Raw genomic sequence first — 26896 nt, forward strand, 5'->3', positions numbered from 1 at the left:
GAATCCACCCCTGACCAGCACCAACACGACTTTGCCGGAACCCTGGGGCTCCGCCCCAGACCCCGCCAATCTGATCAAAGACCTGTCCAGCGCCGCGCGCGGGTTGATGGCACGCCGGTTGCTTTTGGCGGCTTGCGGCTGCGTAGGTGGGTTGCGTTGGTGTGGGGTGGTCCCGTCACGAGTCGCACTCGAAGGCAAAGGCATCGGCACGACTCGTGACGGGACCACCCCACCCGCGTTGTGTGTGAAGGACTGCTCGGCTGCGCCATCGCTTGGGGTTGACTCGGCTGCGCCGTCGCCGCTGGCCTTCGGCGTCGCGGGTGGTCGTTTGGCGTTTGCAAGTACCGCCAACTCAACATCAACAGGCGTGTAACTGCACCCAACTTGCCCGATGGGCTGCTCCTACTGGGCCACGCTTGCCCTTGCGTACGCGTCTGCTCCGCTGAACACGCTCTGGCCGTACTCCACGGAGTTGTTGTACGCCATCACTGCCGCCCACCAGCCCTGGCCGGTGCCCAGGTCCCGCGCTCCGCCTGCGCACAGGTAACGCGCAGCCGTCAGGGCGGCGTCGTCGATGTTTTGCGGGTCGGCGGGCAGGCCGTCTCCGGCTGCGCGTTTTGCCCAGCGGTTCCAGGTGCCTGGGATGAACTGCATTGGGCCTACTGCGCGGTCCCACGTTGTGTCGCCGTCCAGGCGGCCGCCGTCGGTGTCGCGGATTGCGCGTACGCCGGGGCCGCCGTCCAAGGGGATGCCGATGATCGGGCGGGATGGGAGGCCGTTGTCTTGGAGGCGGGAGCCGTTGATGTTGCCGTGGCGTGATTCCACTCGGCCGATACCCGCCAGGGTGGACCACGAGATGCGGCAGGCGGGGGCTTCGCGCTGCATGGCCAGGTCTGCGCCTGCGTAGGCGTGCAGGGCTCGTAGGGGGATGTCGGTCTTCGACGCCACTCGGGTTGCCCACTCTTCCAGGGGGTTCGCGCCTGCTACCACGGCGTTGCCGGGGGCTGCGGCGCCTGGTTCCACCTCTTGGATGGGGACCAGGAACGGGGGTGGGCCCAGGGGAGCGGCATCTTTGCGGTTCAGGGCGCCCAGGCCCCACGCGCCGGCGGCCACTACGACTATCAGCAGCAGCACCAGGACGATGCGGCCGAAGATGTTGCCTGAGCGGTTGCGGCGGACTGGGGGTTCCTTCAGCGGCGGGGGGACCACGAGACCCAGGCTACGTGCTCAGCGGGCGGAGCAAGTGTAGGAAATGTGAAGAACCCTCTACTGCTGGCGGCTGGACGTGCGGGTGACGAGTCCGGCCGGTGTCGCCACAGTGGCGCGGGGTCGCGTGCGCGAGTTGATGATCTTCCTCGCTGCCCCGCAGGGCGACCTGGGTGCCGGGGCGCTGGATTGTCCACAAAGGACGAGGGTGGTGCTGTTCTGATCAGTTTCCGAGGGCCAGGCGGGCTTTGACCTCGCCTAGCGCTTCCTGGTACTCGGGTAGCGGGTTCATCGCGACCGCCATCCGCAGCTGGGCGAGCGCCTCGGTGAGCCGGCCCTGCCGCTGCAGCGTCTTGCCGAGCGCGAACCGCGCGTAGTGGTCGCTCGGATCGAGGTCCAGCACCTTGCGGAACGCTTCCTCCGCCCGGTTGAGCTGCGCGGACCCGAGATAGGCCCGCCCGGCCAGCAGCTGCACCGACGGCGCCTCCCCGGCCTCTGCCAGCACCTGCTTCAGCTCACGTAGCGCGTCGAGAGGCCTGCGCTGCGCCATCAACGCCTCGGCCTTCCGGAACGCTTCGAAGGTGCCGTCCGTCATTCGATCAACGTTACCTACCACCTGCCGGTTCTTCGACTGCCGTCCGGGCGACAGGACTCGAAGGGGTGGCAGTCCCCAGCCAGCACGCTAGGAAGCCGAGCACCAGCCCGGCCACGACTCCCGCCGTCGGCACCTGCCCCAGCAACGGCCACGCGATCAACGCCGTCACCGACGGGACCACTGAGGACAGCGTGGTCATCGCCGCCGCCCCGCCGTTGCGCACCCCGACCAGGAACAGCGACGCCCCGCCCATCGAGTTCACCAGCACCAGGAACACCATCGTCGCCCAGAACTGCCGCCAGTCGGTCACCCCGGCGCTCTCCGTCAGCGCCAGCAGGCCGACCACCGGCACCGACACGGCGTGCTGCACCGCGTTGCCGCTGCGGAAGTCGGTGTCGCGGCAGAACCTCTGCTGGTAGACGCCACCCGCCACGAACCCGAGCATGCCCAGCACCGTGAACACCGCACCGGACCCGAACGACCCCAGCCGATCCCACAACGCCGCCAGCACGGCGGCGATGCCGAGTGCCAGCCCGAAAACCTGCCTCAGTCCAATTCGGACACGGAACACCTGGGCGGCCACAACCGCTGTGAGCACCGGCGTGCACGAAATGACCAGCGCCGTGACCGACGCGGGTACGCCCATCCGCAGCCCGAGGTACACGCCGGAGAACTGACACGCCTGCACGAGCAGCCCCGCGACGCACGTGTGCACGAGCGGCCAGCCACGCGGCCAGCTCGCGCTCGTCACCAGCGCCACGAGCGCCATCAGGGCGGCGGCGATGGCGAAGCGGATCGTGGTCATCAGGAACGGCGGCGCCACGGCGACGGCGAGGGCGCCCACCGGATAGCCGGACGCCCAGACCAGCACCGTCACGGCCGCGAAACCGGGTTTGATCCGCACGGTCTCCAGGACTACCAGTCAGCCCAGCTCAGGACGAGGTTTCGTTCCACGCGGCGGCCATTCGCCCGACCGCCTCGGTGATGATCTCGGGCGAGGTCGCCAGGTTCATCCGCACGAACCCCTTGCCGCCGGTGCCGAAGGGGATCCCCGAGTTCAACGCGACCCGGCCTCGTTGCAGGAAGACCTTGGCTGGGTCGTCGCCGAGGCCGAGCTCGCGGCAGTCCAGCCAGGCGAGGTAGGTGCCCTGACCCGGTGTGTAGCGGACGGCGGGGAGGTGTTCGGCCAGCAGGTCGGCGAGCAGCCGCCGGTTGTCGTCCAGCCCGGACAGCAGGGCGTCCAGCCAGTCGCCGCCGTCCCGCAACGCCGCGGTGTGGGCGAGGATCCCGACGTGGCTCGGCCCGTGGCTCACCTCTTCCGGCAGCCGCGCGAGGTCCTCTGCGGCCTGAGGACCGGCGATCGCGAGCGCGGCTTTGAGCCCGGCCAGGTTCCAGGCCTTGGAGGACGACATCAATGACAGCCCGTCGTCCGCAACGCTGAGGTACGGCACGAACGACACGCCCGCGGCCATGATCGGCGCGTGGATCTCGTCCGCCACCACGCGCACGCCGTGCTTGCGCGCCAACGCGGCGACCTCCGTGAGCTCGGCGGTGGTGTGGACCGTGCCCGTCGGGTTGTGCGGGCTGCACAGCAGATAGACCGAACCCTCGCCGGCACGCACGAACGCGTCCTCCAGCACGGCGAAGTCGATCCGCCAGGCTTCGTCCAGCGGCGCTTCGACGACGGGCCGTCCCAGTGACTCGATGAACTGGTAGAAGGGCGGGTACACCGGGCAGTTGACGACGACGGGAGCGTCCCGGTGGGAGACCAGCCGGAGCATCTCGACGACGCCCAGCATCACGTCGGGAACGATCGCGGTGCGTTCCACGGCCGGCTCCCAGCCCCAGCGCTTGCTCGCGAACTCGGCGAGCGCTTCGGCGTAGGCGGTTCCGGCGGGATAGCCGGTGTCGCCGAGCGCCACCGCCTCGGTGATCGCCCGCGCGACCGGTTCCGCGAGCGGCACGTCCATCTCGGCCACCCACACCGGCAGCACGTCCTCGGGGTAGTACCGCCACTTCATGCTGGTGCGTTGCCTCAGCTGATCCAGGGAGAGCTGACGTAACGGGTTCATGCAGCAAAAGCTAGGGGAACTCGGCCGCAAGGTGTTTGCGTTCTTTGCTCATGGACGCCATAGACCGCAAGATTCTTGCTGAGATGCAGGCGGACGGCCGGCTCACCGTCACCGACCTGGCCGAGAAGGTCCAGCTGAGCATCTCCCGCTGCCAGCGACGGCTGCGCGAGCTGGAACGAGCAGGGGTGATCCGCGGCTACCGGGCCGTCGTGGACGCCGCCGCCATCGGGTTCGGTTTCGAGGCACTGGTCTTCGCCAAGCTGCGGCTGGAGTCCATGGACGACTTCGACCGCGCGCTGGCGGACGTGCCGAACGTGGTGGAGGCCCAGCGCCTGTTCGGCAGCCCCGACTACCTGCTGCGGGTGGTCACCGCGGATCTCGCCTCCTACCAGCGCCTGTACGAGGAGACGCTGGCGAAGCTTCCCGGCGTGCGCGGTCTGACGTCCACGATCGTCATGAAGCAGGTGATCGAGCCACGGCCGTTGCCTGCCAATCCGTGAGGTGCGGGAAGCGGGGAATGCCTGCGGGCGTTGTGATGTTCCATGAGCCTGCGCTTCTCACTGATGGGTCCGGTACGAGCCTGGCGAGATGACGAGGAGATCGACCTGGGCCCGCGTCAGCAGCGGGCGGTGCTGGCGGCGTTGCTGCTGAACAACGGTGTCCGGCTGAGCAACGACCAGCTGATCGGCATGGTCTGGGACGATCCGACGCCGAGCGCGGTCATGGCGTTGCGGACGTACATGTACAAGATCCGCAAAACCCTCCCCGAACTGAACCTGAAGTCGAAGGACGGCGGGTACACGGTCAGGGCCGAGATCATCGACGACTGCCGTGGCGAGCCCTTGGAGGGCCTCCAAGGCGCGTACTTCGAGGCGCAGCGCGTGCGGCTCGGCGAGCACAGGCTCAAGGCCCGTGAGGACTGGCTGGAACGTGAGCTCGACACCCTCGAACTCCAGAAACACGTTGCCGCCTACCCACTCCGTGAACGGCCACGCGCCCTGCTGATGTACGCGCTCTATCGCGAGGGCAGGCAGGCCGAGGCGCTGGACCAGTTCCGCCAGGCACGTGCTCTGCTCAACGACGAACTCGGCCTGGAGCCAGGACCCGACCTGCGCAAAGTGCACGCGGAGATCCTGAAGGGCGATCTCCATCCGCCTCGCCGGCCGGATCAGCTGCCACCGGACATCGCCGACTTCACCGGCCGCGTCCAGGAGATCGCGCAGGCGCTCCAGACGTTGCCAGGCACGGTCGGCATCACCGGCATGCACGGCAGCGGCAAGACCACGCTGGCCACTCGCATCGGGCATCTCACGAAGCACCGCTTCAAGGACGGCCAGATCTTCGTTCGTTCCAGGGATGTCGCGAATGAACTGCTGCGTGCTGTCGGCGTGGAGAACCCGACGGGCGACAAAGCCGCGCTGTGGCGGGAGAAGGCGCGCGGCAAGCGGTTCCTGATCATCATCGACGACGTCCAGGACGCGGCGTCCGTGCGAGAGCTCGCGACGCCGGGCTCGGCGATGATCCTCACGAGCGTGCGCAGGTTGAACGAGCTGCCCGGCGTGACCTGGGTCAAGGCCGGCGGGCTCACCGAGCAGGAGGCGCACGAGTTCTTCCGCAAGATCGTCGGCTCGCGGTGGATCGAAGCCGAGCCGGAACAGGCGGCGGAGGTGCTGTCGCGCCTGTCGCACCTGCCGAACGCGATCCGCGTCGTCGGCGGCAAGCTCGCCGCTCGCCCGAACTGGACCATCGCGATGCTGCTGGCCCAGATGGAACGGAAGACGCGGCTCGGCGACGCCGTCCCGTCCGACTGCCGGGCCGTGCTGGCGCCGATGGTCAAGGCGGAGCAGCAGCTCAGCGACGCGGAACTGCACCTGCTGCAGTGCTTCGCTCGCAGGGACTCGGACGTGATCGACCTGTGCGAAGCGGCGGAGATGTCCGGCACCGAGGCCGGGGCGATCGAGTACGTGCTGGAGTCGCTGGCCGACGTGCACCTGATCGAGCCGATGGTGCTCGGCCGGTACCGGCTGCCGCAGTTGGTGCGACTCTACTTCGGCTGGCGCGCACCCGCGCTGACCAGCTGATTCACTCCGCATTGACGGGCTGATGAGGAGCCGCGGGAACCGTCTGCGCCATGACAGGGGAACTGAACGGACAACGAGCACTCGTCACCGGCGCGACGTCCGGCATCGGCAGGGCGGTGGCGGTGAAGCTGGCCGAGGCGGGCGCGACGGTCGTCGTCACCGGTCGGCGCGCCGATCTCGGCAAGGAGACGGTCAAGGCGGTCGAGAGCATCGGCGGTGAGGCGCACTACTTCGTCGCCGACCTCGGTGACCTCACCGACGTGCGCAGGCTCGCCGAGGAGGCCGGCGAGATCGACGTGCTGGTCAACAACGCGGGCATCTACCCGTTCGGGCCGACCCTCGAACAGGACGTCGAGACCTACGAGCGGGTCTTCGACGTCAACGTGCGCGGGCCGTACTTCCTCACCGCCGCGTTGCTGCCGAAGATGATCGCGAAGGGCAGCGGCAGCATCGTCAACGTCTCGTCGGTCACCGCTCGCACGGGCACGCCGATCATGTCGGTCTACGGTGCGTCGAAGGCCGCGCTGGACGCGTTGACGTTGAGCTGGGCGGTGGAGTTCGGCGGTCACGGCATCAGGGTCAACTCCGTCGCGCCCGGCCTCACCCGCACCGAGAAGGTCGAGGAGAACCTGGGTGGTGACGTCATCGCGCAGATCGCGGCACCGACGCCGCTCGGCCGCGCCGGCGAGCCGGAGGAGATCGCGGAAGCCGTATTGTTCCTGGCCTCGCCGCGATCCAGCTTCCTCACCGGATCGGTCGTGACGGCCGACGGTGGCGCCATCGCGACCTGACCTGGCCGTATATCCGGAATTTATGTCGAAATGATCCGGCGTCGGCACCTTGGTAGACATGTCAACCAAGGAACTCGCAGGCAAGAAGGCACTCGTCACCGGCGCCACCTCGGGCATCGGCCGCTCCATCGCGGTCAAGCTCGCCGAGGCGGGTGCCACCGTCTACGTGAGCGGCCGCCGCGCCGAACTCGGCAAGGAGACCGTCGAGCTCATCGAGAAGGCCGGCGGCACGGGCCACTTCATCGTGGCCGACGTCGCGAACATCGACGACGTGCGCAAGCTGGCCCAGGAGGTCGGCGAGGTCGACGTGCTCGTGAACAACGCGGGCATCTTCCCGTTCTCGACGACCCCCGAGCAGTCCCTCGACAGCTACCAGCAGGTGTTCGACGTCAACGTCCGCGGCACCTACTTTCTCACCGCGGCGCTCGCACCGGCGATGGTCACCAAGGGCAAGGGCACGATCGTCAACGTCTCCTCGGTCGCCGCGGTGGTCGGAACCCCCATCGGCTCCGTCTACAACGCCACCAAGGCCGCGATGGACGCGCTGACCCGCTCGTGGGCCGTCGAGTTCGGCGCCGCGGGCGTTCGCGTCAACTCCGTGGCGCCAGGCCCGATCCGCACCGAGATGGCCGTCAACACCGTGGGTGAGATGTTCGACGAGTTCAGCAACAAGACGCCGCTCGCCCGCGCCGGTGAGCCGGAGGAGATCGCCGAGGCCGTGCTGTTCCTGGCCTCGGACAAGTCCAGCTACATCACCGGCGCGGTGCTCAACGCCGACGGCGGTTACGTCGCGACCTGAGCCAGCAGGGTGAGGACGGACGAGGGCGACTCGACGTGCACGTTGTGGCCCGCGCCGGGGAACGCCACCGGCTCGGGCACCAGCTCCTTCAGGTGCTCCTGGGGGCTCATCGGGTCGTTCTCACCCGCCGCGAGCACTGTCCGGGCTTTCGACGCCATGATCAGGCCGGGCATGTCCGGCCTGCCAACGCCGAACGCCTTCATGTCCAGGGCCGTCGTCCAGCCGCCGTCCACTTCGGACACACCGTGCTCCAGCGGCACCCCAGCCATCTTGGACGCCCGTTCGACGGCTTCTTCCTTCGTCGCGAAGACCTTGTTCGGACGGGCTGCGAGCGAAGCGGCCTTCTCCAGCTCCTCGTCGGTCCACTGGACCTTGATCCCCACTCCGACGCACGTGGTGACGTCGACGCCGAACCAGCCGCTCGCGAGCGCCAGTCCGACCACACCGCCCAGTGAGTGCCCGATGATCGTGACCGGTTCACGCGGGATGACGTTCGCGATGGCTGATGCGAACGATCCGAACGAGTAGCGGTCGATCGGGGTGGAGCGTCCGTGACCAGGCAGGTCCGGCACCAGCCAGCTGCCGTGCCAGTCGCCGACGACGTCCTTCCACACCTCGCCGGTCGCGCCCAGTCCGTGCAGCAGCACCAGCAGCGGCCCGTTTCCACCACGTTCGACATGAAGCACGTCAGAATCCCGTTCTATGCGGACCGATGCCGAGCTGATCGTCGACCCGGACACGTATACCTCTGGTGTCCCGTACGACGCACTCACCCGGCTGCGCGAAAAGAACGTCGTGCGCATCGACGACTTCTGGGCAGTCTTCCGCCACGACGACGTCCGGACCGTGTTGCGTTCGCCCGGCGTGTTCTCGTCCCACCGCGGCGCCACGCAGATCCGTGACCCGCGGCCCGAGGACCTGAAGTACGTCCAACGCATGATGCTCAACCAGGACCCGCCTGAGCACTCACGGCTGAGGCGCATGCTGACCAGGGCGTTCACGCCTCGCGCAGTGGCTCGTCTGGAAGACGGCATCCGCTCGAACGCCTGCGAGATCATCGCGAACCCGTCTGGCGACTTCGCTGTCGACATTGCCGACCTGCCGCTGCTGACGTTGGCCGACGTCTTCGGTGTGCCTCGCCAGGATCGCGCGTTGCTCTACGACTGGAGCAACCGCGTGATCGGCTTCCAGGACTCGGAGTACGCGCTGTCGTCCAGCTCCACCGCCGGCATGACGGACATGGCCCTGGCGGCGTTGGAGCTTCGTCCTGACGACGGCCGCGACCCGCGCGCACGCGACGGCATGCCCGACCTCTACGCCTATGCGCACGCGTTGGGCTCGTACAAGCGTGCGCACCCGTCTGATGATGTGTTGAGCAACCTCATGCAGGAGGACATCTCGCTGGAGGAGTTCGAGAACCTCTTCTGGCTGTTCTCCGTGGCAGGCAACGAAACTCTGCGCAACGGCATCCCCGGCGGCATGATCGCGCTGCTCGAACATCCTGATCAGTACGAGCGCTTGCGTGCTGATCGTTCGTTGCTCGGGTCGGCGGTCGAGGAGATGCTGCGGTGGTGGACGCCGGTGATGCACTTCCGTCGCACGGCCGTCCAGGACACCGAGCTCTCGGGGCAGCCGATCAAGGCGGGGGACAAGGTCGTCGTCTGGTTCTCGTCCGCCAACCGGGATGAGCTCGTTTTCACAGAACCGGGCAAGTTCGATGTGGGGCGGCGGGAAGCCGATCATCTGAGCTTCGGGCACGGGCCGCACTTCTGCCTCGGGGCGCAGCTGGCCAGGACCCAGATGCGCGCGATCTTCGAGGCGGTCCTGGACCTTTCTGGCACGATTCAGTTGGATGGCAGCGTCGACAGGCTGCGGTCGAACTTCCAGAACGGTGTCAAGCATCTGCCTGTCAGCTGGCCCAAGTAGGCTCGTCGCGAGACGAGACGCAGGAGAAACAGGGAGCGCAAGTGGCGGTCATCGAGCAGGTCGGAGCACGCGAGATCCTGGACTCGCGCGGCAACCCCACCGTCGAGGTCGAGGTGGCGCTGGACGACGGCACGCTGGAGCGTGCGGCCGTTCCGTCGGGTGCCTCGACCGGTGAGCACGAGGCAGTGGAGCTGCGGGACGGCGACGCCAAGCGGTACCTGGGCAAGGGCGTCGAGCGCGCGGTCACCGCTGTGCTCGACGAGATCGGCCCTGAGCTGGTCGGCATCGAGGCCGTCGAGCAGCGCGTCGTCGACCAGAAGCTCGTCGACCTGGACGGCACGCCGGACAAGTCGCGTCTGGGTGCGAACGCGATCCTCGGTGTGTCCCTCGCGGTCGCGAAGGCCGCGGCGACGAGCAGCGGTCTCGAGCTGTTCCGTTACGTGGGTGGCCCGAACGCGCACGTGCTGCCGGTGCCGATGCTGAACATCCTCAACGGTGGCGCGCACGCCGACACCGACGTGGACATCCAGGAGTTCATGATCGCGCCGATCGGCGCGGAGACGTTCCGCGAGGGTCTGCGCTGGGGCACTGAGGTCTACCACGCGCTCAAGTCCGTGCTGAAGAGCAAGGGCCTGGCGACCGGCCTGGGCGACGAGGGTGGCTTCGCGCCGTCGCTGTCCAGCAACCGCGACGCGCTCGACCTCATCCTCGAGGCCATCGAGAAGGCGGGCTACCGTGCCGGTCGCGACGTCGCGCTCGCGCTCGACGTGGCCGCCACCGAGTTCTACTCCGATGGCGCCTACACGTTCGAGAAGAGCAAGCGCAGCGCCGAGCAGATGATCGGCTACTACTCCGAGCTGGTCCGCGACTACCCGCTGGTGTCCATCGAGGACCCGCTGTCCGAGGACGACTGGGACGGCTGGGTGCAGATGACCGCCGAGCTGGGCGAGAAGGTCCAGATCGTCGGCGACGACCTGTTCGTCACGAACCCGGAGCGCCTGGAGGAGGGCATCTCCCGCCGCGCCGCCAACGCGCTGCTGGTGAAGGTCAACCAGATCGGCACGCTGTCCGAGACGCTCGACGCGGTCTCGCTGGCCACCTCCTACGGCTACAAGTCGATGATGTCGCACCGTTCCGGCGAGACCGAGGACACGACCATCGCCGACCTCGCCGTCGCGACCGGTGCCGGCCAGATCAAGACCGGTGCCCCTGCCCGTGGCGAGCGCACCGCGAAGTACAACCAGTTGCTGCGCATCGAGGAGAGCCTCGGCGACGCGGCACGCTACGCCGGTGAGCTCGCGTTCCCGCGCTACACGCCGGAGAGCTGAGAAGCTGAGGTATGGCCGAGCGCGCGCGTCGTCCCCGCCGCCCCCGCGAAGAGCGGGAGGCGCGGCCTGCGCGCGCTCGGAAGCCACCCCGTCCGAAGGCGCCATCGCGTCGGAGTGACGGCACGGGTGGCGCGTTCGGCATGACCGGTACGCGGCGGGCCGCGATGTTCGCGATGGTGCTGTGCGCACTGGCGTTGAGCATCGCGGTCCCGTTGCGGACCTACCTCTCGCAGCGCGACGAGCTGCGTGACGTGGGCGCCGAGCAACAGAAGCTGCGCGAGCAGGTCAGTGCGCTGGAACAGCGCAAGTCGCAGTTGAACGACCCGGCGTACGTGGAGATCGAGGCGCGCAAGCGGCTGCACTGGGTGCGGCCGGGCGAGGTGCCCTACATCGTTCAACTGCCGGGCGACGAGAGCCGCAACACTGAATCGGAGAGGCCGTCGGGCAAGCCCGCGGCACAAAGGTCTTGGTACGAGGAACTGTGGGAATCGGTGACGCACAAGTAAGTGCTGCTGACCTGGAAACGGTCGCTCAGCAGCTCGGCCGCACGCCGCGCGGAACACGTGCGATCGCCTCGCGGTGCCCCAGCGGGCACCCGAACGTCGTGCAGACGGACCCGCGGCTGCCTGATGGGACACCGTTCCCGACGCTGTACTACCTGACCTGCCCGAAGCTGAACTCCCTGGTCAGCACGCTGGAGAGCGGCGGGCTGATGAAGGAGCAGACCGACCAGCTGGCGGAGGACGAGGAGCTCGCCGCCGCCTACCTGCGCGCGCACGAGTCGTACCTCGCGGAGAGGGACGCCATCGAGTCGCTGGGCACCCAGGTCACCGCGGGCGGTATGCCGACCAGGGTCAAGTGCCTTCACGTGCACGTTGCGCACGCCCTCGCGAAGGGCTCCGGGGTCAATCCCATGGGGGACGAAGCCCTGGCGATCTTGAAGGAACAGGAGCTCTGGCCCGCGGGAGACTGCGCAAGTTAACAGTCAACGGAACCGAACGCACGCTTCACTCCGTCTTGGGTACACCTAGTCTCAGGAGTGGGGCAGGGTGGAACAGGTCACCGATGGGGGCGTCCGCCGTAACTGTTGGACGGCGCGCCGCGATGACGCACGAGAGGTGAGAATTCGTGGCAATGGCCAAACTGCGCGGTCCCGCGGCGCTGACCCCCAGGCAAAAGGGGTTCGCCGTCGCCGCGCTGGCTGCGATGCTTGCGCCTGCCATGATCGTCGGCACCAAACTGATCGACTGGGTCAACCTCTCGAAGCACGATGACATCGCTGTCGCCCTCGGCCCCGCCGACGTCTACGGAGCCCTGCGCCTCGACCCTGCCGAGCTCGGCGCGTCCGGCCGCCTGCCGCTGTCCGAGGAGCTGAGCGCCGCACTGCTCGCCGACCTCCAGGACGGCGACATCGACAACCTCGACAACGACCCCGGCGTGATCGACGACTTCCCCGGCACCTACGACATCCCCGGCGTCGTCTTCGAGGCCTACCTCCGCGCCGAGGACAAGATGGCCCAGCTCGTACCCGGCTGCAAGCTCGACTGGGCCCTGCTCGCCGGCATCGGCAAGGTCGAGTCGAACCACGCGAACAACGGCCGCGTCAACGCCGTCGGCGACGCCACCCCGAAGATCCTCGGCCCGGTCCTCAACGGCGCTCCCGGCATGGCCGCCATCCGCGACACCGACGGCGGACGCCTCGACGGCGACACCGCCTGGGACCGCGCCGTCGGCCCGATGCAGTTCATCCCCGGCACGTGGGCGGGCTTCGGCGGCGACGGCAACGACGACGGCAACGTCAACCCGAACAACGTCTACGACGCCGCCCTGGGCGCCGGCCGCTACCTCTGCGCTGGCGGTGGCGACATGACCAAGCAGGCAGACCGCGCCGCTGCCGTCTTCCGCTACAACAACTCGACGACGTACGTCCAGACGGTCCTCAAGTGGGCCAAGGAGTACAGCGACAACGTCAACGCGCTTCCGCTGCTGCCGGACAACGGCAACAACCAGCAGAACCCGGCGCCGAACAACCCCGGCATCCCAGGCCCGGACCCCGGCGGCAACAACGGCACCACTCCGTCGTCCTCGCCGTCGACCACTCCGTCGTCCTCGACGCCGCCTTCCTCGTCGACGCCGAACTGCCCGACGCCGCCGTCGTCCTCTTCCTCGACGCCGTCTTCGTCGTCGTCCACCCCGCCTTCGTCGACCCCGTCGACGTCGTGCCCGCCGTCGTCCTCGTCCTCGACGCCGCCTTCTTCTTCGTCGTCTTCGTCCTCGTCGTCGAACCCGCCGGCGCAGACGTCGTCGAACCCGCCCGCGCAGTCCTCCTCCGGGACCTCGCAGTCCTCTTCCGGGACTTCGCTGTCGTCGACGAACAACACCAGCAGCAGTGCGGGCAGCAGCTCGGCGCAGCCGACATCGCAAAGCTTGGTAACGAGCACGCCGAGCTAGTACGGCGTGTCGCGTTGGAACGATTCCAAGTCGTACTTCGTTCGGGGCGATTCGGGCAGAAACGTTGGAGCGAAAGGGTTCCCGTCTCCTAGCTTCGTTTCCATGCCGAAGCGCAACTCAAGCGTGGTGGGCCGGGAGTTCGGCAATGGCGTGCGGTACGCCATCGAGCAGAGCGGCCTCACACAACGAAAGCTGGCCGAGCTGCTCGACTGGCAGGAGGCCAAGATCTCCGATCTGGTGCAGGGCAAGGGCGGCGTCAACGAAATCGAACTGCGGGAGCTGCTTGCCTACTGCCGAGTGGACCGCAATGAGGTGAGCCGCCTTGTGTCGCTCTTCAGGGAATCACGAGAGAAGGGCTACCTGCAGTTCATCGAGGGCGGCGCCCTGCTGCCACTGCAGAGCCTGATCGAGCAGGAACGACTCGCCAACAAGATCACTACCTGGTCCCTGACCTACGTGCCGGGCCTGTTCCAGATCGCCGCTTACATCCGCGTCCTGATGGACAGCTCGTCGATCATCAAGCCCGAAGACGTCGACGGCCTGATCCTGCTGAAGCTCAGCCGGCAGGCGATCTTCCACCGAAGCCGGGAGTTCATCTTCTACGTGCACGAGAACGCTCTCCGGCTGCCGGTCGGCGGCCCAGAGGTGATGCAGGCGCAGCTGCTTCACCTCTTGACGATGATGGTGCGCCCGTGCATCACCGTCCGGGTCGTGCCGAGGGCGATCGGCGCGCACGCGGGCGCGGCGGGGTCGTTCGTGAAGCTGGACTACGCGAAGTTCGGGTCGGCGGTCTGGATCGAGTCCCTGCGGACCGGCCTGTTCCTCGAAGACAAGGAGAGTTTGAGCGACTACGACGATGTGGTGACGGTCCTCGACAAGCAGGCCTTGGATGTTGACGAGTCGAAGAAGCTGATCAGCAGCATCGAGTTCTGAGAGGCGGTGCCGCGTGCAGGCGTGGTCGGCGTTTCTCCACCTCGTGAAGGCTCCGTGAGTCGTCATAAATCGTGAGGCGCAGACGGCGTTCCTTGGCATTGTGAGGGCGTGCGCCCTGACTACCCGCTGAAGACGAACCGCCTGATCCTCCGTCCCTTCGAGCCCAGCGACCTCGACGACCTGCACACCTACCGCTCCAACCCCGAGGTCTGCCGCTACCTCTACGGCGAACCCGCCACCCCCGAGGACTCGGAGGAGCGCCTCAAGAAGAGCCTGACCATGGGCGAACTGACCGAGGAAGGCCAGTGGCTCGTCCTCGCCGTCGAGTTCCCGGAGGCCGGCCGGGTCATCGGCGACGTCGTCCTCAAGTGGATCAGCGAGAAGGACCGCCAGGGCGAGATCGGGTACGTCTTCAACCCGGAGTTCCAGGGCAGGGGGCTCGCGAGGGAAGCCGCGGAGGCGATGCTGAAGATCGGGTTCGAGGATCTGAAGCTCCACCGGATCATCGCCCAGTGCGACCCGCGCAACGAGCCGTCGTGGGGGCTGATGGAACGCCTAGGCATGCGCAGGGAAGCCCACTTCAGGCAGAACGAGATCTTTAAGGGCGAGTGGGGCGACCTGTTCGTGTACGGCCTGCTCGACGAGGAGTACGAGCGTGCTGCGTCCTGACTACCCGATCAAGACCGTCCGCCTGCTGCTGCGCCCGTTCGAGACGACCGACCTCGACGACGTCCTCGCCTACCGGAAGCTGCCTGAGGTCAACCGCTATCTCTACAGCGAGCCCTCCGACCGGGTCGATGCCGCCGAGCGCCTCGCCAAGCAGGTCGACCAGTGCGAGCTCACGGACGAGGGCCAGGAGCTGGTCCTCGCGGTGGTGCTGCCGGAAGCGGACCGGGTCGTCGGCGAGGTCGGTCTCACGTGGCACAGCCAGGAACACCGCCAGGCCGAGATCGGCTACGTCTTTCACCCGGACTTCCAGGGCAAGGGCTACGCGCGCGAGGCGGCCGCCGTGCTGCTGGACCTGGGCTTCGATGGCCTCGGGCTGCACAGGGTCCAGGCGACGTGTGATTCGCGCAACGAGCCGTCGTGGCGGCTCATGGAACGCCTTGGCCTCTGCCGCGAAGCGCACTTCAAGGAGTGCGAGATCTTCAAGGGCGAATGGAGGGGCGTTTTCGTCTACGCCATGCTTGCCGACGAGTACCGGAAGCTGAAGTAGGGGTGATCATGTCGCGGGTTGCGGCCATCGACTGCGGGACCAACTCGATCCGGCTCCTGGTGGCCGATGTGACGAAGCGCGACGACGGCACCGCCTGGCTGCGGGACGTGCACCGCGAGATGCAGATCGTCCGGCTCGGGCAGGGCGTTGACGCGACAGGGCGGCTGCACCCCGACGCGATCGAGCGCACCAAACAGGCCCTTCTCGACTACGCGCGCACGATGCAGCGCAAAGGTGTCGAACGCGCACGGATGGTCGCGACGAGCGCGACGCGGGACGCGAGCAACCGCGATGACTTCTTCGGCATGACCGAGCAGATCCTCGGCGCGCCCGCGGAGGTGATCACCGGCGACGAGGAGGCGGGGCTGTCCTACCTCGGCGCGGTGGCCGATCTTGACCCGGACGAGGGACCCTTCCTCGTCACCGATCTGGGTGGAGGTTCGACCGAGTTCGTCCTCGGCAGCGGCACGGAGGTCGAGGCCGCGCGGTCGATGGACATCGGGTGTGTGCGGCTGACCGAGCGGTTCATCCACTCGGACCCGCCGAAGAAGGACGAGATCGCCGCGGCGGAAGCGTTTGCGCGTGAAGCTGTCAAAGAAGCGTTCAACGTCGTGCCCGTCGAGAAAGCGCGGACGTGGATTGGTGTCGCCGGCACCGTTACGACGTTGTCAGCCCTGGTCCAGGGGCTGGAGGTGTACAACAGCGACGTTATTCACCTCAGCAGGATCACACTTGACAATGTTCACGAAATCACCGACCGTATCCTCTCCATGACGCATGATGAACGTGCCTCGCTGGGACCCATGCACCCCGGTCGAGTGGACGTGATCTGCGGTGGAGCGGTGGTACTGCGTGCGATTGCCGAGGAGCTCTCGAATCGCGCGGGTATTCGCACGCTCGTGTGCAGTGAGCACGACATCCTCGACGGCATCGCGTTTTCGCTGGTCTAGCGCCGAATTAAGGTCGACTTGAGGTGATCGTGACGACTTTGTGACCGCTTTCGGTGCGCGTACTCCTGGACACCCCGGTTAACGTCCTCTCACGTTTTGGGAGGTGGACGAGACCTCCCGGGGAGGCGTGCGCACGCAATAACTGCGGCGGCGCCGGGGAAAGGCGGGAGAGACTGATGTCGCGATCACTGGTTGCGTGGGTGGCCTTGCCAGTCGCGCTGGCCATGACGCTCAGCGCATGCGGCGGGGGTGGGGGCGGATCCACCACCGAAGGCAAGGAAGACGCGGACGGCACCGTGTCGATTTACGGCACCGAGCCCAAGAGCACGCTCTTCCCGGCCAACACGACCGAGGCAGGCGGCGGCAAGATCACCGACGCTCTGTTCACGCGTCTGGTCGGCTACAAGGCTGAGGACGGCGCCACGTACAACCTGGCCGCCGAGTCGATCGACTCGAGCGACGCCAAGGTCTACAAGATCAAGCTGAAGCCGGGCCAGAAGTTCCACGACGGCACCGACGTCGACGCGCAGAGCTTCGTCGACGCCTGGAACTTCGCCGCGTACGCGCCGAACGCTCAGCAGGCCGGTTCGTTCATGTCGCCGATCGAGGGCTACAAGGACGTGCACCCCGCCGACGAGAACGCGAAGCCGGCCAAGGACAAGATGTCCGGCCTCAAGGTCGTCAGCCCGACCGAGCTCGAGGTCACGCTGAGCGCGCCGAACTCGGTCTTCCCGATCATGCTGGGCTACCAGCCGTTCGCGCCGCTGCCGAAGGCGTTCTTCGCGGACCAGAAGGCGTTCGAGGCCAAGCCGATCGGCAACGGCCCGATGAAGTTCGCCTCGCGCACGCCGAACGCGCTCATCAAGCTCGAGCGCTTCGACGACTACAAGCTCGAGGACAAGGTCCACTTCAAGACCCTCGACGTGAAGATCTACTCCAGCCAGGAGACCGCGTACCAGGACCTGGTCGCGGGCAAGCTGGACTTCATGGAGGCTCTGCCGCCGTCGGCCAAGGTCGGCGAGAAGTACAAGGCCGACCTCGGTGACCAGGTCCTGAACGCGAACCTGCTGGGCCAGAGCGCCATCGCTCTGCCGTACTACATCCCGGCGTTCAAGGACAACGTGAAGCTCCGCCAGGCCGTCTCGATGGCCATCAACCGCGAGCAGATCACCAAGACCGTGCTGGCCGGCTCCTACGTGCCGTCCGACGGCTGGGTCTCGCCCGGCATCAAGGGCTACCGCAAGGGCATCTGCGGCGAGTACTGCACGTACAACCCGGAGAAGGCCAAGCAGCTCTTCAAGGAGTCCGGCTTCACCGGCAAGCTGACCATCCAGTCCAACCAGGACGGTGGCCGCAAGGAGCCGCTCGAGGCGGCGTGCAACAGCATCAAGCAGGCGCTGGGTGTTGAGTGCGAGTTCGTCGGTGCCACCAACTTCGGTGCGTTCCGCCAGATCGTCGACGGCAAGCAGCTGACCGGCATGAGCCGTTCCGACTGGTCTGCCGACTACCCGTCGATCGAGAACTTCCTCAACCCGCTGTACCGCACCGGCGGTTCGTCGAACGACTCGAACTACTCGAGCCCGATCGTCGACCAGCTGCTGGAGAAGGCCGACGGCACCGCCAACCAGGACGAGGCCATCAAGCTGTACCAGCAGGCGGAGGACCAGATCGCGAAGGACATGCCGTCCATCCCGACCTGGAACGAGAAGGGCATCGGCGCGCGGTCGAAGAACCTCCTCGCCGCCAAGCTGACCTTCACGCGTGACGCCGAGCTCGCGGCGTTCCGCGTCAAGGCGAAGAGCTGACAGCAGAAGCACACGTCTGATCACTGAGCAGTAACCTTTCCGGCCTCGCGTCCGCCAAGCGTTACGGACGCGGGGCCGGAGGGGTGTTCGGGCTCAGGCTCAGGCGCCCCCCACCACGCAAGGAGCCGACCTCATGGGTCGCTATGTGCTGCGCCGTCTGCTGCAGCTGATACCGGTCTTCCTGGGGACCACCTTTCTGATCTACGCCCTCGTGTGGGCGATCCCGCAGGACCCGTTCGCCGGCAAGTGCGGTCAGCGGCCGTGCGATCCGTCCTACATCGCGGAGATGAGCGCGAAGCTCAACCTCAACGACCCGCTGCTGATCCAGTACTTCAAGTACCTCGGCAGTCTGCTGACCGGTGACTTCGGCACCACGTTCAACGGCGTCTCCGTCGGCGAGCAGATCGCCACGTCGTGGCCCATCACGCTGAAGATGGGCATCATCGCGCTGATCATCGAGGCGATCATCGGCATCACCGCCGGTGTGCTGACCGGTCTGCGCAAGCAGGGCTTCCTGGACAACCTGGTCCTGGTCTCGACCCTGTTCCTGATCTCGCTGCCGGTGTTCGTCACCGGTTTCGTGCTGCGGCTCTACCTCGGCCCGCAGGGCTTCGACATCATGGACACCTCGGTTGGCACGGATCCGTCGTTCGGAGAGCTGATCCTGCCCGGCTTCGTGCTCGGCAGCCTCTCCATGGCCTACGTGGCCCGGCTGAGTCGCTCGAGCATCGTGGAGAACCGTCGCGCGGACTACGTGCGCACCGCGATCGCCAAGGGACAGCCGCAGACCCGCGTCGTCGGCGTCCACCTGCTGCGCAACTCGCTGATCCCGGTGATCACGTTCCTCGGCACCGACCTCGGTAGCCTCATGGGTGGAGCGATCGTCACCGAGGGCGTGTTCAACATCAACGGCATCGGCGGCCTGATCTTCCGCGGCATCCAGGAGAAGGAAGGCGTCATGGTCACGGGCATCGTGACACTGCTGGTGCTCGTGTACCTGCTGATGAGCCTGATCGTCGACCTCCTGTACGCCGTTCTCGACCCGAGGATTCGCTATGAGTGACCCAGGATCCGTGTCCGGTGGAGCCGGACTCGAGGCGTCCGCAGCGGCCGGCGTCGACCAGGCCAGCCACCTCGACGACTCGTCGCAGAAGCAGCGCAAGCCCCGCTCGCTCTGGAGCGACGCGTGGGGCGAACTGCGCACCAAGCCCACGTTCATCATCTCGCTGGTGATCATCGCGGTCATCGTTCTCATCGCGGTCTGGCCGACGCTGTTCACGTCAGTCGACCCGCGTCACGCCAACCTCGACAAGTCGCTCGCCGCGCCGTCCGGTGACGCGTGGTTCGGCTACGACCTGCAGGGCTACGACGTCTACGCCCGCGCCATGCACGGCGCTCGCGCGTCGCTGCTGGTCGGGTTGTTCGCGACGCTGCTGACCGTGCTGATCGGCTCGATCATCGGCATCATCGCCGGCTACGCGAAGACGTGGATCGACAGCCTGCTGTCGCGGTTCAGCGACATCTTCGCCGGCGTGCCGTTCGTGCTCGGTGCGATCGTCATCCTGACCACGCTCAACGCGCCGACCGAGAACCCCGGTCAGGTCCGGATCATCACGCAGGTGGTGCTCTCGATCGCCGTGCTGTCGTGGCCGGTGGCGATGCGCATCATGCGTTCCGCGACTTTGGTGGCGAAGCAGCAGGACTACGTGCGGGCCGCGCGTGGCCTCGGTGCCTCTCCGCTGCGGATCGTGTTCCGGCACCTGCTGCCCAACACGGTCGCCCCGGTGCTCGTCTACGCCACGATCGCCCTGGGTGCCTTCATCGGTGCCGAGGCGACGCTGGCGTTCCTCGGCATCGGCCTGCGTCCGCCGGTCGTGTCGTGGGGCGTGATGATCTCGGAGTCCCGTGACTACTTCCAGTCGGCACCGCACATGCTGCTGTTCCCCGCGGGCTTCGTGACCGTCACCGTGCTTGCCTTCGTCATGCTCGGCGACGCCGTGCGCGACGCACTCGACCCCAAGTCCCGATAGGGGAGATCTCGTGACTCAGCCATTGCTGGAGGTCGAGGATCTCCACGTGGAATTCCGCACCCGCGACGGTGTCGCCAAGGTGCTCAACGGCGTTTCGTACCACGTCTCGGCGGGCGAAACCCTTGCGGTGCTGGGGGAATCCGGCTCCGGCAAGTCCGTGACCGCGCAGACGATCATGGGCATCCTGGACATGCCGCCGGCGTTCATCACCAAGGGCACGATCAAGTTCCGCGGTGAGGACCTGCTGACCAAGCCGGCGGACGAGCGTCGCGACGTTCGTGGCGAGGGCATCGCCATGATCTTCCAGGACGCTCTGTCCGCCCTGAACCCCGTGTTCACGGTCGGGTTCCAGATCGAGGAGCAGCTGCGCGTCCGCCGCGGGATGTCCAAAGCGGACGCTCGCAAGCGCGCGGTCGAGCTGCTCGACCAGGTCAAGATCCCGAACGCTCGCGGCCGGATCTCCGACTACCCGCACCAGTTCTCCGGCGGTATGCGGCAGCGCGCGATGATCGCGATGTCGCTGGCGCTCGACCCGGAGCTGCTGATCGCGGACGAGCCCACGACCGCGCTGGACGTCACCGTGCAGGCCCAGATCATGGACCTGCTGGCGGAGATCCAGAAGGAACGTGACATGGGCATGATCCTGATCACCCACGACCTCGGCGTGGTCGCCGACGTCGCGGACAGGATCTCGGTCATGTACGCGGGCCGCATCGTCGAGCACGCCGACGTGTACGAGCTGTTCCGCGCGCCGGGCCACCCGTACACCGAGTCGCTGCTGGAGTCCCTGCCCAGGCTCGACCTGAAGGGCCAGGAGCTCAAGACGATCAAGGGTCTGCCGCCGTCGCTGACCAACATCCCGCCGGGCTGCCCGTTCAACCCGCGCTGCCCGCGCGCGTTTGACAAGTGCGTCACCGAGGTGCCCGCGGTGCACAATCTCGGCATGGGCCGCACCAGCCGGTGCCACATCGCGGAGGAGGTTGTCGCTCGTGGCTGAGCCAATCCTCGAGGTCGAGGACCTCGTCAAGCACTTCCCGGTCCGCGTCGGCGTGCTGTTCAAGCGCACAGTGGGCCACGTCAAGGCCGTCGACGGGGTCTCGTTCTCGTTGAACAAGGGCGAAACCCTCGGCGTCGTGGGCGAGTCGGGCTGTGGCAAGTCCACCCTGGCCCAGGTGCTGATGCGCCTGGAGCCGCCGACGGCGGGCCTGGCCCGCTTCGAAGGCCGCGACATGTTCGCGATGAAGGGCGCTGAGCTGCGCAAGCTGCGCCGCGACATCCAGATCGTGCTGCAGGACCCGTACACCTCGCTGAACCCGCGCATGACGGTCGGCGACATCGTCGGTGAGCCCTACGAGATCCACACCGAGGTCGCGCCGAAGGGCGACCGGCAGCGCAAGGTCCAGGAGCTGCTGGAGATCGTCGGCCTGAACCCGGAGCACATCAACCGGTACCCGCACCAGTTCTCCGGCGGTATGCGGCAGCGCATCGGCATCGCGCGGGCGCTGGCGCTGAAGCCCAAGGTGATCGTGTGCGACGAGCCGGTGTCCGCGCTGGACGTCTCGATCCAGGCGCAGGTGATGAACCTGCTGGGCGACCTGCAGACCGAGATGGGTCTGTCGTACGTGTTCATCGCGCACGACCTCTCGGTGGTGCGGCACATCTCCGACCGCGTCGCGGTGATGTACCTCGGCAAGATCGTTGAGATCGGCACCGAGGACGAGATCTACGAGCGCCCGATGCACCCGTACACGCAGGCGTTGCTGTCCGCCGTGCCGGTGCCGGACCCGACCCAGCGCGGCCGGCGCGATGTCATCCGTCTGACGGGCGACGTGCCTTCGCCGATCGACCCGCCGTCGGGCTGCCGGTTCCGCACCCGGTGCTGGAAGGCGCAGGACATCTGCGCGACCGAGGTACCGGAGCTCATCGTGCGCACCGACGGCGGCACCCCGCCGCGTGCCACTTCGCCGAGGAGCGCGCGGTCGTCTGACGCGTCAGCCGGGAGAGGGGCCGTGCCTTCGGGTGCGGCCCCTCAACTCGTCAAAGGCCCGTTTTCCCGTTGCCTGGACCAGGAACCCCCTGATCGCGAGCGCGCATTCGCGTGGACTGCTGGTGCTGGTGTCGCACTCGAAGTCGTAAAGCCCGTGCTGGTGCACGAATGGCAGCTGTGCGGCTGCCTGGCCGGGGACGCGGTCACCGCGGGCTTTTTCGCGCCGTTCCAGCTCGTCTGGAGGGCAGTGAACGCCAACGAAGACGACGTCCAGGCCTTCCCACACGTCCAGGCAGTCCTGCAACCGCCACGGCTCGCTCAGCACGTGGTCGACCACGACGTCGTTGCCCGCCTGAGCCATTCCGGCCACCGCTCGGTGGAACCCCGCCCGCGTGCGGCGCAGAACGTCAGCGAGCTCGGGTCCGTCCAGTTCGAGCGTCCGTTCCACGGCGCGCAGGGCCCCGATGGCGTCCACGCTCAGGTGGAAGTACGGGGTGTCCAGAACCCGCAGCAGCTCCGAGGCGATGCTCGACTTGCCGGAGCTGGACGTCCCGTTGAGGAAGATGATCAGCGGTTCTCCCTGGTGAGGTCGGTGATCGACACGCCAGGGGCCACCTCGCGCTCGCCCGTCTCCACGAATCCGCGCTTGCGGTAGAGCCGGAGCGCGGGCTCGTTCTTGCTACCCGTGCTGACGGTCTGCGGGCCGGCAGGGAGTGCGTCGAGCAGCTTGGTGGCGATGCCGCGACGGTGCGCACGCGGGTGCACGACCAGCCGACAGATGTCCACTGTGGACCCGTCGAGCTGGTACGACACCGCGCCCGCGAGACCTTCCTCGTCGTAGATCCCGAGGAAGATCTCGTCCGCGGCGCGGAGTTCCTCAGGCGTCTCGTGCAGTGGCGGGATGCCGTCGAAGCCGATCAGTTCGGCCTCGACGGCATAAGCCAGCCGCTGCACCGTCCACAGCTCGTGCAGAACGGTGCCATCAGACAGGTCGAGGATCACGTGTTGGAGGAGTTCCGCACGAAGTTCGCCAGGTCCTCGGACTGCCGGATCCTGCTGGGCTCGTGCACGTACATCATGTGGCCGGCCGGGTAGTAGGCCGACTCGATGTTCGCCGTCAGCTCCTTGGGAATCTGCAGGTGCGCGATGAGGTGCTCGGCCGCGAAGTACGGCGTGGCGCCGTCGTACCAGCCGAACGCGACGTGCACCTTGAGGTGCGGGTTCGCCCGCATCGCCGCCGACAGCTTGCCCGCGGTCGTGACGTGACGGCCCTCGAACTCCTTGTAGGACCACTGTTCGATGGCCCGCGAAAGGATCTCGTACGGAAGGTCGTTGGAGTAGCCGAGCTCGGCGTGCAGGTAGTGGTTGAGCGAGGACGAGTACGGCCCGAGGATCGCGTCGATGGACGGGTCCGCGGAGATCCCTTCGCGGCCGTAGTCCGTGTCCCAGCCGGTGAAGCGGGCGTCGATGCGGCCGACGGTCTTGCGGTCGCGGCGCAGCAGCTCCGTGAAGAACCGGATGTGCTCGATGCGCAGGTCGACGGCGTCCACGTACTCCTCGGACAAACCGGTGAGCCTGGCCAGCTTCTCGATGGTGGCGGCGCGTTCCACATCCGAGAGACGGTTGCCGCGCGCGAGGGCGTACGGGTAGTCGCGGACCGCGAACTCCTCGGCCTCGGCGAGCACCTCCTCGAGCGGCCGGTCGCCGTGCAGGCCGTGGTAGTGCGCGATCGCCGCGTACGTGGGCAGGAAGAGCGTGTAGCCGAGGTCGTGGCCTTCGTTGAACTCCAGCGTCGCGAAGTCCAGCACCGAGGAGATCAGCATGAGCCCGTTGAGGTACATGCCGTACTTCTTCTGCATGTGCTCAGCGAGGCCTGCCGCGCGGAGCGTTCCATACGACTCGCCGCACAGGAACTTCGGCGACATCCACCGGCCGTTGCGCGAGGTCCAGAGCCGGATGATCTCGGCGATGGAGTCGATGTCGGGCTGGTAGCCGTGGTAGCTGCCGGGCTTCTCGCCCTTCGCGGCGCGCGAGAACCCGGTCGACACCGGGTCGATGAACACGAGGTCGCTCACGGCCAGGAGCGACTCTTCGTTGTCCACGATCCCGTACGGCGGCGGCGTCATGTTGCCGACGTCGCCGCTCAGGACCCTGCGCGGCCCGAGGAGCCCCATGTGCAGCCACACGCTCGCAGATCCCGGTCCGCCGTTGAACGCGAACGTCACCGGCCTCTTCAGCGGGTCCGCGCCGTCGAGCGTGTACGCGGTCAGGAACACCTCGGCCTTGGGCTCGTGGCCCTCGAACACGCCGTCCTTGATCACTTCTTCCCTGAGCACGACACGCCCGGCGGTGGCGGTGTAGTTCAGCTCGCGGCCCTTGACGGTGATGCTGTGCTGGGTGGTGACCAGGTCATCAACAGGAGACTCGGGCTTCTTCTCGTCGGTCTTCTCCTCGGACATAGGAGCAACACTACGGAACTCGACGATCGAATAACGGCCTGCCGAGCGTGCCCGCGCCTGGTCGCGTGGCGCGAGTCCGTCGCTGCCGTGAAGCGTGCGGCGTTCCGGGATCAGACCTACTGGGGCAAGCCGGTTCCGAGCTTCGGGCCCATCGACGCCTCGCTGCTCATCGTGGGCCTCGCCCCCGCCGCTCACGGCGCGAACCGGACCGGGCGGATGTTCACCGGCGACCGGTCCGGCGACTTCCTCTACCGGGCGCTGTACGAGGTCGGGCTGGCGTCACAGCCCGAGGCGTGGGCCGTGGACGACGGGCTGGAGCTGTACGGCGTCCGGATCGCCTCTCCGGTGCGGTGTGCGCCGCCGGCGAACAAGCCGACGCCCGAGGAACGGGACCGGTGCTCGCCGTTCCTGCGCGAGGAGCTCGGGCTGATGAAGTCGCTGCGGTCCGTGGTCGTGCTCGGGGCGTTCGGGTGGCAGGCGTTTCTGCCGTTGCTCGGGCCCGAGCGGCCCAAGTTCGGGCACGGGGTGGAGGTGTCGCTGGGCGGGTTGCGGGTGTTCGGGTGCTACCACGTTTCGCAGCAGAACACGTTCACCGGGAAGCTGACCCAGGAGATGCTGCAGGACGTGCTGAGGCGCGCCAGGGACGTCAGTGCAGGTTCAGAGATCCACCGGACGACGAATCAACCGGACGTGTGACGCCAGACGTGGTCTTGGCGCTGTTCCACGAAGTACCATGTTCCATGTGTCGCGGAACGACGGAAAACATGGAACAGCTGTGGTCGAGCTAGCCAGCTCGTTCGAGCAGCAGGTTCGCTCTGTGCTGCCCTCCACGTGGTCTGTTCGTCTTGACATGCAGTCGTTCGCTACCAGGACTCAGCGAAGTTTCGAGTCCGATGCTCAGGTTGTGATCGGTGCACCAGACGGGACGCACGCTGTGGTCCTGATCGAATGCAAGGGCGTGGTCGCCCCGAGGGACGTCGCACGGACTGCTCAGAAGACCGCGGCCGGTGCGGCCGTCATGTCAGGCCGCGGTATCCCCGTTGGCGCGATGGTGCTGGCCGCACCGTTCGTGTCTCCGACGACCCGAGCCCAGCTGGAACAGCACGGAATGGGTTGGTTCGATCTGACCGGAAACCTGCGTCTGAGGCTTGATGACCCTGCGGTCTTCCTCGATCGCACGGGAGCTGAGCGCAGCGGGTTCCGTGACCCCGCAGACCGGCTGCTCAAATCTCTCCGCGGACCCGCTGCAGCCAAGGTCGTGCTCGAACTGGCCGAGACCTCGTTGCCGGTGGGCGTCCGGGAGCTCGCTGAACGTGCGCAGGTTGGAGCAGCGACCAGCGCGAGAGTCCTCGAGTTGCTGGATCGGGAAGCGGCGATCACGAGAAGCGACGACGGTGTTGTCACTGCTGTCCGCAAGCGGTTGCTGATGGATCGCTGGGCGCAGGACTACAAGGTCATGGCCTCGAACGAAGTAATTGCGACGCTCGACCCGAGAGGGTTGAACCACGCGCTGAAGGCCTTGTCGTCTCTCGACACACGAGTCGCGGTGACGGGCTCGGCGGCTGCACGTGCATATCTACCTGACGGCGTGACACCTGTGTCACCAATCGTCTCGCTGAGCCTGTACGCCGAGGATCCGATCGGACTGATGAAGCAGCTCGGTCTGAGAACTGCTGATCGCGGAACCAACGTGCTGGTCATGCGGCCATATGACGACGTCGTTCACACGAAGGCACGACTTGTCGGTGGCATCGAGTACGTGCCCCCGGCTCAGGTGGTCGCGGACTTGCTGACCGGACCTGGGCGGTCGACTGAGGAAGCCGAGCAGCTGATGGCAGCGCTCGAATCGATTGAACCAGGTTGGGAAAGATGATCTCGCAGGAGTACGTCAAGGCGCGGTCTGTGCTCCTTGATGCTCTGGATGGACTCGGGCCGCACCGAGACGCGCTTGTTCTTGTTGGTGCACAAGCGGTTTACCTGCACACGGGCGACGCGGATCTCGCAACGGCGCCAACCACGACGGACGCAGACATCGCGCTGGTACCTGGTCGGCTGGCGGACGAGCCGTCACTCGTTGATGCGATGTGTGCGGCTGGGTTCGCTCCAGGCAAGCAACCAGGAAGCTGGGTCGGCCCGGGTGACATCACGGTCGACCTCATGGCTCCCGCGGCGCTGTGTGGCCAGGGTGGCAGGAGATCCGCTCACCTTCAGCCTCCGCACGAGGCCAAAGCCACTGCTCGCAGGACGCTCGGGCTGGAACCGGCGGT

Annotated in this window: 27 protein-coding genes and 1 pseudogene; 20 read left to right on the forward strand and 8 right to left on the reverse strand. The window is 67.0% G+C overall.

Translation table 11 applies throughout. The features are described from left to right. Positions 1-402 precede the first annotated feature (402 nt). The 4 genes from FXN61_RS15895 to FXN61_RS15910 form a co-directional block, all read right to left on the reverse strand. Positions 403-1209 carry a lysozyme family protein gene (locus FXN61_RS15895; RefSeq protein WP_312877770.1) on the reverse strand — a complete coding sequence of 269 codons (807 nt, stop codon included), beginning with the start codon at positions 1207-1209 and terminating at the stop codon, positions 403-405. 220 nt (positions 1210-1429) lie between these two features. Then, positions 1430-1801: a tetratricopeptide repeat protein gene (locus FXN61_RS15900; protein WP_167974656.1), complete on the reverse strand. Its 372-nt coding sequence runs from the start codon at positions 1799-1801 to the stop codon at positions 1430-1432. 10 nt (positions 1802-1811) lie between these two features. Next, complete coding sequence (locus FXN61_RS15905; protein ID WP_312877772.1) at positions 1812-2705, reverse strand: DMT family transporter; 894 nt, start codon at positions 2703-2705, stop codon at positions 1812-1814. A 28-nt stretch (positions 2706-2733) separates the two neighbouring features. Further along, the gene (locus FXN61_RS15910; protein WP_167974658.1) at positions 2734-3873 is read right to left on the reverse strand and encodes a MalY/PatB family protein; all 1140 of its coding nucleotides are present in this window, start codon (positions 3871-3873) and stop codon (positions 2734-2736) included. A 50-nt stretch (positions 3874-3923) separates the two neighbouring features. Here FXN61_RS15910 and FXN61_RS15915 point away from each other — a divergent pair, with 50 nt between their 5' ends. Genes FXN61_RS15915 through FXN61_RS15930 form a run of 4 tightly spaced genes read left to right on the forward strand, consistent with a single transcriptional unit; the run spans position 3924 to position 7544 of the window. Then, on the forward strand, positions 3924-4373 hold the full coding sequence (locus FXN61_RS15915) for an Lrp/AsnC family transcriptional regulator (protein WP_167974660.1): 450 nt from the start codon (positions 3924-3926) through the stop codon (positions 4371-4373). Between the two features lie 42 nt (positions 4374-4415). Further along, positions 4416-5954, forward strand: a complete 1539-nt coding sequence (locus FXN61_RS15920) for an AfsR/SARP family transcriptional regulator (RefSeq protein ID WP_223165460.1) — start codon at positions 4416-4418, stop codon at positions 5952-5954. Between the two features lie 50 nt (positions 5955-6004). Further along, positions 6005-6745 (forward strand): SDR family NAD(P)-dependent oxidoreductase, encoded by a 741-nt coding sequence (locus tag FXN61_RS15925; protein ID WP_167974664.1) that lies wholly within the window; start codon positions 6005-6007, stop codon positions 6743-6745. Positions 6746-6803: 58 nt separating this feature from the next. After that, positions 6804-7544: an SDR family NAD(P)-dependent oxidoreductase gene (locus tag FXN61_RS15930; RefSeq protein ID WP_167974666.1), complete on the forward strand. Its 741-nt coding sequence runs from the start codon at positions 6804-6806 to the stop codon at positions 7542-7544. On the opposite strand, the gene FXN61_RS15935 is transcribed toward FXN61_RS15930, so the two are convergent. After that, positions 7529-8230, reverse strand: a complete 702-nt coding sequence (locus FXN61_RS15935) for an alpha/beta fold hydrolase (RefSeq protein ID WP_312877773.1) — start codon at positions 8228-8230, stop codon at positions 7529-7531. The genes FXN61_RS15930 and FXN61_RS15935 overlap by 16 nt on opposite strands. Positions 8231-8246: 16 nt before the next feature. On the opposite strand from FXN61_RS15935, the gene FXN61_RS15940 reads away from it, so the two are divergent. The 14 genes and pseudogenes from FXN61_RS15940 (at position 8247) to FXN61_RS16005 (ending at position 22170) form a co-directional block, all read left to right on the forward strand. Continuing rightward, entirely contained in the window at positions 8247-9470 is a 1224-nt protein-coding gene (locus FXN61_RS15940; protein WP_167974669.1) for a cytochrome P450, read from the forward strand. A gap of 41 nt (positions 9471-9511) precedes the next feature. Further along, entirely contained in the window at positions 9512-10798 is a 1287-nt protein-coding gene (gene eno, locus FXN61_RS15945) for a phosphopyruvate hydratase (RefSeq protein ID WP_167974671.1), read from the forward strand. Between the two features lie 140 nt (positions 10799-10938). Further along, positions 10939-11304 carry an FtsB family cell division protein gene (locus tag FXN61_RS15950; protein WP_167974673.1) on the forward strand — a complete coding sequence of 122 codons (366 nt, stop codon included), beginning with the start codon at positions 10939-10941 and terminating at the stop codon, positions 11302-11304. After that, positions 11280-11780: a DUF501 domain-containing protein gene (locus tag FXN61_RS15955; RefSeq protein ID WP_167974675.1), complete on the forward strand. Its 501-nt coding sequence runs from the start codon at positions 11280-11282 to the stop codon at positions 11778-11780. Before FXN61_RS15950 ends, FXN61_RS15955 begins: the two co-directional genes overlap by 25 nt. 146 nt (positions 11781-11926) lie before the next feature. Next, on the forward strand, positions 11927-13249 hold the full coding sequence (locus FXN61_RS15960; protein WP_167974677.1) for a lysozyme family protein: 1323 nt from the start codon (positions 11927-11929) through the stop codon (positions 13247-13249). Between the two features lie 102 nt (positions 13250-13351). Further along, positions 13352-14182: a helix-turn-helix domain-containing protein gene (locus tag FXN61_RS15965; RefSeq protein WP_167974679.1), complete on the forward strand. Its 831-nt coding sequence runs from the start codon at positions 13352-13354 to the stop codon at positions 14180-14182. 108 nt (positions 14183-14290) lie between these two features. Beyond that, positions 14291-14851, forward strand: a complete 561-nt coding sequence (locus tag FXN61_RS15970) for a GNAT family N-acetyltransferase (RefSeq protein ID WP_167974682.1) — start codon at positions 14291-14293, stop codon at positions 14849-14851. Then, positions 14838-15398, forward strand: a complete 561-nt coding sequence (locus tag FXN61_RS15975; protein ID WP_167974684.1) for a GNAT family N-acetyltransferase — start codon at positions 14838-14840, stop codon at positions 15396-15398. Before FXN61_RS15970 ends, FXN61_RS15975 begins: the two co-directional genes overlap by 14 nt. Positions 15399-15406: 8 nt before the next feature. Further along, entirely contained in the window at positions 15407-16348 is a 942-nt protein-coding gene (locus FXN61_RS15980) for a Ppx/GppA phosphatase family protein (protein WP_167974736.1), read from the forward strand. A 176-nt stretch (positions 16349-16524) separates the two neighbouring features. Continuing rightward, a complete protein-coding gene (locus FXN61_RS15985; protein WP_167974686.1) occupies positions 16525-18153 on the forward strand; it encodes a peptide ABC transporter substrate-binding protein in 1629 nt (542 codons plus the stop codon). A 133-nt stretch (positions 18154-18286) separates the two neighbouring features. Next, positions 18287-19216 carry an ABC transporter permease gene (locus FXN61_RS15990; protein ID WP_167974688.1) on the forward strand — a complete coding sequence of 310 codons (930 nt, stop codon included), beginning with the start codon at positions 18287-18289 and terminating at the stop codon, positions 19214-19216. After that, positions 19209-20183 carry an ABC transporter permease gene (locus FXN61_RS15995; RefSeq protein ID WP_167974690.1) on the forward strand — a complete coding sequence of 325 codons (975 nt, stop codon included), beginning with the start codon at positions 19209-19211 and terminating at the stop codon, positions 20181-20183. The genes FXN61_RS15990 and FXN61_RS15995 overlap by 8 nt, the downstream gene beginning before the upstream one ends. 10 nt (positions 20184-20193) lie before the next feature. After that, a complete protein-coding gene (locus FXN61_RS16000; protein ID WP_167974692.1) occupies positions 20194-21180 on the forward strand; it encodes an ABC transporter ATP-binding protein in 987 nt (328 codons plus the stop codon). Continuing rightward, positions 21173-22170, forward strand: a pseudogene (locus FXN61_RS16005) (ABC transporter ATP-binding protein). Before FXN61_RS16000 ends, FXN61_RS16005 begins: the two are co-directional and overlap by 8 nt. A 4-nt stretch (positions 22171-22174) precedes the next feature. Here FXN61_RS16005 and FXN61_RS16010 read toward each other — a convergent pair. The 3 genes from FXN61_RS16010 to FXN61_RS16020 are packed head-to-tail and all read right to left on the reverse strand — an operon-like array spanning position 22175 to position 24629. Continuing rightward, positions 22175-22810 (reverse strand): chloramphenicol phosphotransferase CPT family protein, encoded by a 636-nt coding sequence (locus FXN61_RS16010; RefSeq protein WP_312877775.1) that lies wholly within the window; start codon positions 22808-22810, stop codon positions 22175-22177. Continuing rightward, complete coding sequence (locus FXN61_RS16015; protein ID WP_167974694.1) at positions 22738-23172, reverse strand: GNAT family N-acetyltransferase; 435 nt, start codon at positions 23170-23172, stop codon at positions 22738-22740. Before FXN61_RS16015 ends, FXN61_RS16010 begins: the two co-directional genes overlap by 73 nt. Further along, complete coding sequence (locus tag FXN61_RS16020; protein WP_167974696.1) at positions 23169-24629, reverse strand: S10 family peptidase; 1461 nt, start codon at positions 24627-24629, stop codon at positions 23169-23171. The genes FXN61_RS16015 and FXN61_RS16020 overlap by 4 nt, the downstream gene beginning before the upstream one ends. A gap of 30 nt (positions 24630-24659) precedes the next feature. On the opposite strand from FXN61_RS16020, the gene FXN61_RS16025 reads away from it, so the two are divergent. After that, positions 24660-25325: a uracil-DNA glycosylase gene (locus tag FXN61_RS16025; protein WP_312877776.1), complete on the forward strand. Its 666-nt coding sequence runs from the start codon at positions 24660-24662 to the stop codon at positions 25323-25325. Positions 25326-25677: 352 nt separating this feature from the next. Further along, positions 25678-26502: a type IV toxin-antitoxin system AbiEi family antitoxin gene (locus FXN61_RS16030; protein ID WP_167974698.1), complete on the forward strand. Its 825-nt coding sequence runs from the start codon at positions 25678-25680 to the stop codon at positions 26500-26502. Positions 26503-26896 lie beyond the last annotated feature (394 nt).

The organism is Lentzea indica (assembly GCF_012184385.1).
Taxonomy (GTDB): Bacteria; Actinomycetota; Actinomycetes; order Mycobacteriales; family Pseudonocardiaceae; genus Lentzea; species Lentzea indica.